The 11001-nt window shown below is 28.9% G+C and carries 6 protein-coding genes; 3 read left to right on the forward strand and 3 right to left on the reverse strand.

What is annotated here, in order from left to right; translation table 11 throughout:
- The 3 genes from L8U00_RS01785 to L8U00_RS01795 are packed head-to-tail and all read left to right on the forward strand — an operon-like array spanning position 1 to position 5560.
- Positions 1–1944, forward strand: a complete 1944-nt coding sequence (locus L8U00_RS01785) for a motility associated factor glycosyltransferase family protein (protein ID WP_263708318.1) — start codon at positions 1–3, stop codon at positions 1942–1944.
- Entirely contained in the window at positions 1937–3676 is a 1740-nt protein-coding gene (locus L8U00_RS01790) for a motility associated factor glycosyltransferase family protein (protein ID WP_263708319.1), read from the forward strand. The genes L8U00_RS01785 and L8U00_RS01790 overlap by 8 nt, the downstream gene beginning before the upstream one ends.
- Before the next feature lie 9 nt (positions 3677–3685).
- Positions 3686–5560, forward strand: coding sequence for a motility associated factor glycosyltransferase family protein (locus L8U00_RS01795; RefSeq protein WP_263708320.1), 1875 nt, complete (start codon positions 3686–3688; stop codon positions 5558–5560).
- Positions 5561–5585: 25 nt separating this feature from the next.
- Here the strand turns inward: L8U00_RS01795 and L8U00_RS01800 are convergent, their stop codons facing one another.
- The 3 genes from L8U00_RS01800 to L8U00_RS01810 all read right to left on the reverse strand — a co-directional run bounded on the left by L8U00_RS01800 (position 5586) and on the right by L8U00_RS01810 (position 10913).
- Entirely contained in the window at positions 5586–7289 is a 1704-nt protein-coding gene (locus tag L8U00_RS01800; RefSeq protein ID WP_263708321.1) for a flagellin A, read from the reverse strand.
- Between the two features lie 133 nt (positions 7290–7422).
- Complete coding sequence (locus tag L8U00_RS01805; RefSeq protein ID WP_263708322.1) at positions 7423–9135, reverse strand: flagellin A; 1713 nt, start codon at positions 9133–9135, stop codon at positions 7423–7425.
- Between the two features lie 74 nt (positions 9136–9209).
- The gene (locus L8U00_RS01810; RefSeq protein ID WP_263708323.1) at positions 9210–10913 is read right to left on the reverse strand and encodes a motility associated factor glycosyltransferase family protein; all 1704 of its coding nucleotides are present in this window, start codon (positions 10911–10913) and stop codon (positions 9210–9212) included.
- Positions 10914–11001: the final 88 nt, after the last annotated feature.

The following is an 11001-nucleotide window of genomic DNA, read 5'->3' on the forward strand; positions in this document are numbered from 1 at the left end:
ATGGATAAAAAATTATTCAAAAAAAACCTTAACTCCCTGAAGAATGAAATTTTAAAAAATAAACTAAAAAATTTAAAACCAAATAAATTTAAAGTAAACATAGGAACTGACCCTTTAGATATCAATTTTATAAGTAATGGCAAAATCACAAAAAGCAAACTTTATGAAAATTCTTTAGTGCATTTAAATGAAAAATTAAATTTATATAATGATAAATATTTTTTATATCCTGTGCTTTATTTTTTTGGATTTGGCAATGGAATTTTATACAAAGCTCTTTTGCAAAATCAAAATCATCAGAAAATTGTTGTTTTTGAATGTGAGCTTGAATTTATCTATTTAAGTTTTCATTTTGTTGATTTTAGCAAAGAGTTGGATAAAGATACTTTGATTATACTAGACATCAATGAATTAAATATGTTTGATTTTCAAATTTTATGCAATAAGGATCCTTTTTTTCATTTTTTAAGAGTATATTTCTTAGATATCCATTGTGGTTATTATGAAAAATATCATAGTGAAATTTTACACACCAATGAAAATATACAAAAACATATAAAACAAACTATACTAGGTTGTGGCAATAACTCAAAAGATGCTTTAATAGGTATAAAAAATTATCTTCACAATTTACCCGATTTAATTTCAAATTTAAGCTTTAACGAGTTGATTTTAAAAAGGAGAAAAGCGTGCAAAAATGCCATTATAGTCTCAACTGGCCCTTCTTTAACCAAGCAACTTCCACTTTTAAAACAATACGCAAATTACGCTGGTATATTTTGTGCTGATGGTTCATACCCTATACTAGCTAAAGAAGGCATTAAACCTGATTATGTTTTTTCATTAGAAAGAATAGAAAAAACAAGCGAATTTTTCAATAATAATTTTAAAGAATTTGATAAAAATATTTTATTTATACTATCTAGTGTTATTCATCCAAATACCATAAAATATCTAAAACAAAATCATAGAAATTTTATGCTTATGCAAAGGGATTTATCTTTTAATAATTATTTTAACTTAAAAGACTTTGGAAAACTCTCAAATAGTCCAAGTGTGGCAAATATGGCATACTTTGTAGCAGTGCTTCTTGAATACAAAAATATAATTTTTATAGGGCAAGATCTTGCCTATGCTAAAGATGGAAGTTCTCATCCTAAAGACTACCATTATTCTAGCACTTGCGATACATATCGCAGAGTTCATATAAATACTCTAGCATATGGAGGAAAAGAACAAATTAAAACCCATGAAGTATGGAATATGTTTAGAGTTGAATTAGAAAAAAAAATAAATTTTGTAAAAAACACCTTTCAAATTACAACATACAATGCCACAGAAGGTGGGGCTAGGATAGAAGGAACCATAGAAAAACCTTTTAAAGAACTTTGCGAAGAATTGTTGAAAAAAGAATCAGTTAAAAATTTTGCAAAAATAAACGGGATTAACAAAGAAAATAAAAAAATAGAATTACTATTAAAATCTTTTTACAAGCTACATCAAGCTAGAAAAATTTGCGAAGAGTTAATCATCAAATGCTCATCTTTAGCCAATAAGGTGCATTTACTTATTGACAACGAGAATAACTTTTCTAAAATCATAGAACAATTTGATGCTTTCAAAGATCACATAAGTAAAATTTTAGTCATACAAGAAATTATTTGGCCTCTATTTATGCAATTTGAATTAAATTTGGCAAAAATTTATGTCTTACATCCAAAAACCCAAGAAGATGTTTATAATAAAAAATTATTATGGATAAAGGAACATTTAGAGTGGCTGATCCTTATTGAAAATCATATAAAAATTTTAAAAGAAACCATAGAAAATAATTTTTCAAGATTTGAAAATATTCTAATAAAAAAGAATATGCAAAAATATATACAAAAAATTCAAATTTCAAAATCCCATAAAATTAAAATTTCACAGGATAAATATGAATAAAGAATTATTTTTAAAAAACACTCAAGCTCTTTTTGAAGTTGATCAAATATTAGCTTATGAACTAAGAAAATTAACTAACACTCAACAGTTTCAACTTATAGAAAATAAAATTTTTGATACACACAATCAGATGTTTTTAGACGAAAATCACTCTTTTGATTATAATAAATTTGAATTATATCCAGTATTGTTTTTTTATGGCTTTGGTGATGGGAAATTTTTTATAGAACTTTTAAAAAATCAACACTTAAAGCATATCATAATCTTTGAAGATGAATTAGAAATTTTATATCTAGCTTTTCATATGATTGATTTTACCACACTTCTTAGAAAAGAAAAACTTATTTTGTTTTTTACACCTAATATCAACACCGCCCAATTGAAAATTTTATTTAATTATCCAAATATCAAACATACATTAAAAATTTTCAACTTTCACTTTTACAATGAATTTTATACCAATTTTTACTCATCTAATGCCCAAAATATAATGCAAACTTTACTAAACATAATCAAAACACTCATGCTCGCTCGAGGAAATGATCCAAAAGATGCTTTAATAGGAATAAAACATAATGTTATAAATCTAGAAAAAATCATCACTCATATTCCTTTTAAAAACCTAATAAAAGACAGAAAAGCAAAGGCAAAAAATGCAATAATAGTTTCAACTGGTCCATCTTTAATCAAACAGCTACCACTTTTAAAAAAATACCAAGAAAATGCTGTGATTTTTAGTGCTGATAGCTCTTATGCTATTTTAGCAAAAGAAGGAATTAAGCCTGATTATGTTTTTTCATTGGAAAGAGAAGAAATGACTAGTGAATTTTTTAATAATGATTTTGGGGATTTTGATAAAGATATATTATTTATCATTGCTTCTTTAACTCATCCAAATACCATACAATATATAGAAAAAAATAATAGAAATTACATGCTTGTTTTAAGACCATTGTTTTTTGAAAGCAAGCTTGGTTTAAATGAATATGGTTTTTTAGGAAGTGGGATGAGTGTTGCTAATATGGCTTATGAATTAGCTGGAGCTTTAAGGTTTGAAAATATTATTTTAATAGGACAAGATTTAGCCTATAATGATGATGGCAAATCACACCCAAAAGAGCATCTATATGGTGATCAAGGAGATAAGGAAATAGTCTATAAAGAAATAACTGCTTATGGTGACAATGGAAAAGTAAAAACGCAACTTACTTGGTATTTGTTTTTAAAAAGCTTTGAAAAAGATATTGCTCTTGCAAAAAATATCCTAAATATTAAAACATACAATGCCACAGAGGGCGGGGCTAGGATAGAAGGAACCATAGAAAAGCCTTTTAAAGAAGTTTGTGAAGAAATGCTAAAAGAAAAAATTAGCAAAAACATCGCCTTAGTAAAGCCAAAAAATCCTCAAAAAAAAATCAAACAATGCAAAGAAAAACTTATCAAACAAATAAAGCAATGTGAAATATTCATCAATGAATGTAAGAAAGCTATTAAAGAAAAAAATTTAGAAAAACTAGAAAAACTTAGAATAAAAATTCCAAAAAGTGATTTTTTTTCCGATATATTACAAGCAAGATATTTTCAAAATGAATGTGATGTTTTAAAATACAAAGTTCAAAAAGAAAAAGATGAAAATTATTTTTTGCAAAGTCAAATTGATTTTTTAAAAGAAATTATTTTGTATTTAGAAAAATACAATGAAACTATTAGTGAAAATTTAAATAAGAGCTAAAGGTGATAGATGAAAACTGAAATTTTTAAAAAAAATCTTAAAGCCTTACAAGGCAAACAATATGAGAGCTTAAGAAAAAAACTTCAAAAAATAAAAGAACTAAAAAGCTATACTTATATTATTGATAAAGATCCACTAAATTGCAATGTAGTTTTTCAAAGCTCAAAGAAAATATATGAAAACCCCTTGCAAGAATTACAAGAAAGTTTAAAGTTTTTCCAAAATAACTATTCAAGATATCCAGTTTTATTTTTTTATGGGCTTGGAAATGGAATTTTATATAAAAGTCTATTAACAAATAAAGAACATAAAAAAATCATAGTTTATGAAAGAGATATTGAGCTTATATTTTTGGCTTTAAATATGATAGATTTTTACAATGAGCTTAACAACGGAAGGTTTATTATAATTCACAACGAAGAAATGAATTACACACAAGCAGATTTTTTATGTTCGTATTTAAATTTATTTTTAAAAACATACAGTTTACACATTCACTCAAAATTTTATGAAGAACAAAAAAAAGAAATAAACTACATAAATACACTCAACATCCAAGCTATTAGAAGTATAGCCCTAAGAAAAGGTAACGATCCTATAGATGCTTTACAAGGAATTGAACAATTTGTATTAAATCTGCCAAAAATGATAAATCATCCAAGCTTCAATGAATTAAAGAAAAAAAGATCAAACAAAAGCAAAACTGCTATTTTGGTTGCCACTGGACCATCTTTAAAAAAACAACTTCCTTTGCTTAAAAAATATGCTAGTAAAGCAACTATATTTTGTGTAGATAGCGCTTATGCTGTACTTGCCAAAGAAGGTATCAAGCCTGATTATGTTTGCATGCTTGAAAGAACCGATACAGTTACAAAATGTTTCGATAATGACTTTAAGGATTTTGATAAAGATATTACTTTTGTTCTTGCATCATTAGTTTATAAAGATGCTATTAAATTTTTAGAAAAAAATAAAAGAAAATACATCTTAGTTTCAAGAGCATATCCCTTTGCTTATTCTTTAGGACTTCATGAATTTGGCTATATGCAATGCGGGATGAGTGTTGCACATATGAATGCAGAATTAGCAATTTTATTAGGTCATGAAAATATTATTATGATAGGACAAGACTTGGCATATAGTGATGATGGAAAATCACATAGTGAAGGTTTTGTTTATGGAGATCAGTTTAATGAATACGAAAAAGATAAAGGCAAAAACGAAGTATTGGCTTATGGAGGTAAAGGACTAGTTCAAAGTTCTAAAATTTGGGTTTTATTTAAGCAGATATTTGAAAATTTAATAAGCAAAGAAAAAAATGTTAAGTTTTATAATGCAACAGAAGGTGGGGCTAGGATAGAAGGAACCATAGAAAAACCTTTCAAAGAACTTTGCGAAAATTTACTCACCAAAAATATAAAAAAACCTTTTGCAAAACTACATCCTTTAAAAAGAGAACAACGTGAAGAATTAATGTTACAAGCTTATAAACGCATAAAAGAACATATCAAAAATAGTCAAAAATTTTTAAAAGAATGTAAAAAACTACATAGGGCTTTGAATCAAAAAAGTAAAATTCGCTATACTCTTAATGAATTAAATGCTCAAATTGATGACTTAAAACGACAAATAGAAAGCAAGAAATTTATATTTATGCAAGAAGCAATAACTCCTTCATTATTTCATCTTGAAAGCACATTTTCTAAAATTTATGTTCATGTTATACATAACGAAAGTGACAAACAAAACAAATTAGTTGCTTGGATAGAAGCTCATAAAGCTTGGATAGAAGACATAAGCGAACTTGTAAATATTCAAGAAAAAGCATTAAAAATAGCCATCATACCTTTACAAGATGTCTTAGAAAAAAGAAACTTAATATAAAGTGGGTAAAAAACCCACTTTGGATTTATTGTAAAAGTTTTAGAACATTTTGCTGCACAGCATTAGCCTGACTCATAGCATAAGATCCACTTTGAGCTAAGATGTTATACTTAGAAAAGTTCGCACTTTCTGCTGCAAAATCTACATCTCTGATGTTTGATTCAGCTGATTTAATATTTACTTGAGTTACACTGATGTTATTAAGTGTAGCTGTGATTTGATTTTGCACTGCACCAATGTCAGCTCTAATAGCATCAAGATTTGCTGTGGCAGTTTCAACTATATCCATCATAGCCATTGCACCTTTAAGTGTAGTAACACCTGGGGCTTGATCGTTTGCTGCTATATTAGCATTAGTTGCAAACGCAGCAAACTGACTTGAACCATCACCTACTGCACTAAAACCAAATGCAACTGAGAAAGCAGTAACAAATGCCAAATTACTTTCATATAATACAGACATATCTTTTCCACTACCCACAGAATATCCTGAACCAGCACTCATACCGCTACCATCAGCATTCATATAAGATTCCATACTTCCAAAAGTAACTACCATTTTTCCGCCACCTTTGTAAGCATTAAAGCCCATAGCATCGGCTACTTGTGAATCTATTCTACCTTTTGATTCTCTTAGTGATACAGAAGCTTGAGATATCATATCTGCTGATCCCATACCTATAGCAGAAAGATTAGATCCTGATATTAAAATATCTTTACCATCATTTTTAACTAATGATAAACGACCATAATTTGTATAATCATCTTTTAAAACACCAGAACCAGGTCCCATGCTACCAGTGATTTCTATACCTCTACCATCTCTTGAGTTAAGCACCAATCTACCATTAGCATCTCTTGAAGCTTCCACGCCTGTGCTATCTTTTACCGAGTTAATAGCTGAAATCAAAGCTCCATTTTGATCACTATCTTGATATTCTATCCTACCTATTTTTACCCCATTAATGGCAAAATCATCACTAGTAACTCCACCTTTAATAGCTCCTGCACCAGTAGTTTGAACTAAGAAATTTGCTCTAACACCAGTTATATCAGCTACTCTGTTAATCTCCTCAGCTAAAGCACCCATACCAGTACCTACTGAAGATGAAATTACTACAGGTTGGAATTTAAAATCATCTACACCATTATAGTTCTTAATAGTAAGTTGAGTTACACCACTACTATGAGACATAGAGCCTGTTTCAAATCTAGTAACACCTATTTTACTTGACTGGGTTGGTCCTATACTAGCTTTTACAGTTTGATTTGATTGAGCACCAATTTGAAATTCTTGATTAGTAAAATTTCCACTTAAAAGTTGCTTACCATTGAATGCTGTAGTATTTGCGATATTATCAAGTTCTTCCATCAAACGGTTAATATCAGCTTGAAGCATGTTTCTTGTTTTAGTGCTTTGTCCATCTTGAGCAGCTTGAGTTGCTTTTACTTTGATAGTATCTAAGATTTTAAGTTGCTCATCCATAGCCTTATCAGCTGTTTGTAAAATACCTATGGCATCATTACCATTGTTAATAGCTTGACCTAAAGTTGCAGCTTGAGATCTTAAACTATCTGCAATAGCCATACCAGAAGCATCATCTGCTGCAGAGTTGATTCTTAAACCTGAACTAAGTCTAGATAAAGACTTGTCTAATTCTCTTGCTGTTATAGTTGAATTTGCATGTGCATTCATTGCGCCTATATTGGTGTTTATTCTAAAACCCATTTTAAATCCTTTCAAAATATTGCTTGATTTTTATAAAGCAATAAGTGTTCCAAATATAAGAAAGCAAATGGGAAATAAAATAAAAAGTGAGAGAAAAACACCTTGAATATTCAAGGTGTTTTGGGTTTCTTAACTATTGTAATAATCTCATTACATTTTGCTGTACAGCATTAGCCTGACTCATAGCATAAGATCCACTTTGAGCTAGGATGTTATACTTGGCAAAATTTGCACTTTCTGCTGCAAAATCTACATCTCTGATGTTTGATTCAGCTGATTTAATATTTACTTGAGTTACACTGATGTTATTAAGTGTAGCTGTGATTTGATTTTGCACCGCACCGATGTCAGCTCTGATTTGATCAAGATTGGTAATAGCAGTTTCAGCTATATCCATTACAGCCATTGCACCTTTAAGTGTAGTAACACCTGCTTGTTGATCTTTAGCAGCTATTTGACCAGCTGCAGCTGCTGGATCGAATGCAGCAAATTGAGAAGATCCATCACCTTTAGCACTAAAACCAAATGCAACTGAGAAAGCAGTAACAAATGCCAAATTACTTTCATATAATACAGACATATCTTTTCCACTACCCACAGAATATCCTGAACCAGCACTCATACCGCTACCAGCAGCATTCATATAAGATTCCATACCTCCAAAAGTAACTACCATTTTTCCGCCACCTTTGTAAGCATTAAAGCCCATAGCATCGGCAATATGAGTATCGATATTACCTTTTGATTCTCTTAATGATATAGAAGCTTGAGAAATCATATCAGTTGCCCCCATACCTATAGTAGAAAGATTAGTTCCTGATATTAAGATATCTTTACCATCATTTTTAACTAATGATAAACGACCATAATTTGTATAATCATCTCTTAAAACACCTGCTCCAGGTCCCATGCTACCAGTGATTTCTATACCTCTACCATCTCTTGAGTTAAGCACCAATCTACCATTAGCATCTTTAGAAGCTTCCACACCTGTAGTATCTTTTACTGAGTTAATAGCTGAAATTAAGGCTCCATTTTCATCACCATCTTTATACTCAACTTTACCTATCTTAACACCATTAATAGCAAAATCATCACTTGTGGTATCTGCTTTTATAGTAGTAGCTCCAGTAGTTTGAACTAAGAAATTTGCTCTAACACCAGTTATATCAGATACTCTGTTAATCTCTTCAGCCAAAGCACCCATACCAGTACCTACTGAAGATGAAATCACTACAGGTTGGAATTTAAAATCATCTATACCATTGTAGTTTTTAATAGTAAGTTGAGCTACACCACTAGTATGAGACATAGAACCTGTTTCAAATCTAGTAACACCTATTTTACTTGATTGGGTTGCACCTATGCTAGCCTGTATGGTTTGATTTGATTGAGCACCTATTTGGAAACTTTGATTAGTAAAACCACCACTTAAAAGTTGCTTACCATTGAATGCTGTAGTATTTGCGATATTATCAAGCTCTTCCATCAAACGGTTAATATCAGCTTGAAGCATGTTTCTTGTTTTAGTGCTTTGTCCATCTTGAGCAGCTTGAGTTGCTTTTACTTTGATAGTATCTAAGATTTTAAGTTGCTCATCCATAGCTTTATCAGCTGTTTGCAAAATACCTAAAGCATCATTACCATTGTTAATAGCCTGACCTAAAGTATTAGCTTGAGATCTTAAACTATCTGCAATAGCCATACCAGAAGCATCATCTGCTGCAGAGTTGATTCTAAGACCTGAACTAAGTCTAGACAAAGAGCTATCCAATGCTCTTGAGTTTAAATTTGCATTGTTTTGAGCATTTAAAGATGCTACGTTAGTATTTATACGAAATCCCATTTTAAATCCTTTTAAATAAATTCAACCGCTTCCATGCCGTTGTTTAGACTATATCGAAAATATAGAAAAAAAATTTATAGCTTTAAGATATTTTTATATTGATTTATAACTAAATCTAAATTTTTTAAAGACTTCGAACAAATTGTCAAAAAAATTTCTAGAAAATCTTTAAAATATAAAATAACATTTTGTGGTTCTTGATAAAATTTCACATTAAAAAATCCTTTATAATAAAATAAAGGTTTATATATAATGCTTTTAAGAATATAAGAATTGCTTATCAACTCATTAAAATATAAAATATTTTCATCTATTTGAGTAAAATTTTCTTCTTTTAAATTTTGCATAAAATTTTGTGCTTTTTCATATAAAAATGAAAGTTCATCATATTCTTTTTGAATTTGATTCAAAACTTTTACTAATAATTTTTTTTGTTTATTTATACTTAATGACTTTGGGAGAGCATATGATTTTTTTTCGGTTTTTAATTTTTCTAAAATTTCTTTAAAGGAAATTTCTATAGTGTAATCAATAAAGGCTCCACCTTCTGTAGCATTATAAAAATTTATTTGAGGATTTGCAACAAACAATGCTTCTAATCTTTTTCTAAAATCATTCCAGCCTATATTTGTTTCAATAAAACCCTTTTTACCATATGCTAAAACCGAAAATTTTTTTAAGCTATGTTGAATTTTTTTCTCATCTCTAAAAGTAAAAACACTCATATCAGCATGCGAATTTCCATCATCTCCAAATGCTAAATCTTGTCCTATGATAATTATATTGGTAAACCCCAAAGCAATAGCAAAACTATAAGTAAAATGTGCGACATTGGTTCCAAAATCCAAATATCCAAAATCATTTAAACCAAATTGTTTCTTGTAATCCAAATTGGACAATATGAAAATTTTATTTTTCTCTTTGTTCATATTATTTACTAATTTTTTATGCAAGCTTGACCCAAGTATAAAAATAGTATTATTTTTTTTACAAGACAATCCCTTATAGAAATAAAAACATTTATCAGATTCGTCTAAGGAAAATACAAAATCAGGATATATTTCATTTCTAAGCAAAGTCTTATATGTAGCATCTAAAGCAAATATTACATAATCATCTTGATAAGCTTTTAAAAGCCCTAACTGTTTATTCAAAGAGGGCCCAGCGCAAACCACTATAACACTTTTATTTTTTGTTTTATTTTCATATATAAATCTAGCAAAAGGTGGGTTTTTCAATGTTGTTGGTAAATTCAATAAAAATTGTTTTTGCATTCTAAAACTTTTAGAAAAAGTTTTATCTATATCATTAGAAATTCTAGCAACAACATCTATGCACATTTTATAAACAAATTCATACATGGGGCTTTGATCGTAAAATTCACTATAAGGCAAGAGTTTAAAAAGCCCTAAATATTCATAGCATTCATTTTGTGAAAAAAGTATGCAAAGTTGCTCTTCCAAGCGTTTTTCTTCTATATCACAAAGATATATTTTCCCGCTTGAAAGTTCTTGGCTTAAATCCATCTTGCTTAAAACATTAGCAAAAAATTCTGCTTTATCGAAAATAAAAATATGTTTATTAATAAGTTTTTTTAAAAAAAGCCCATCTCCTATACCACAAAAAAATATATTAGGTTTTATTAAGTCATCTTTTGAAGGCACAAAGGGTGTTTGACTTGGAAAGATGTCAATAAAGTCTTCTTTTAAAGATAAAATTTTTTCTTGCAAGGGTTTGTTAGTAAATTCTAAAGCTTGTAAATTTTTTTGCAAAAACATTATCTATCCTATGAAATTAAATTACAGAAAATTATAACATTAATTGCATTTTATTTAAAAACCCATCTAAGCAAAAAATTTAACTTTT

Source organism: Campylobacter sp. IFREMER_LSEM_CL2256 (assembly GCF_025771645.1).
Lineage (GTDB): Bacteria > Campylobacterota > Campylobacteria > Campylobacterales > Campylobacteraceae > Campylobacter_D.

Bases quoted from the DNA above. Each gene is read 5' to 3' on its own strand.
- L8U00_RS01785 (WP_263708318.1), top strand. From the start codon at position 1: ATGGATAAAAAATTATTCAAAAAAAACCTTAACTCCCTGAAGAATGAA.
- L8U00_RS01790 (WP_263708319.1), top strand. From the start codon at position 1,937: ATGAATAAAGAATTATTTTTAAAAAACACTCAAGCTCTTTTTGAAGTT.
- L8U00_RS01795 (WP_263708320.1), top strand. From the start codon at position 3,686: ATGAAAACTGAAATTTTTAAAAAAAATCTTAAAGCCTTACAAGGCAAA.
- L8U00_RS01800 (WP_263708321.1), bottom strand. From the start codon at position 7,289: ATGGGTTTTAGAATAAACACCAATATAGGCGCAATGAATGCACATGCA.
- L8U00_RS01805 (WP_263708322.1), bottom strand. From the start codon at position 9,135: ATGGGATTTCGTATAAATACTAACGTAGCATCTTTAAATGCTCAAAAC.
- L8U00_RS01810 (WP_263708323.1), bottom strand. From the start codon at position 10,913: ATGTTTTTGCAAAAAAATTTACAAGCTTTAGAATTTACTAACAAACCC.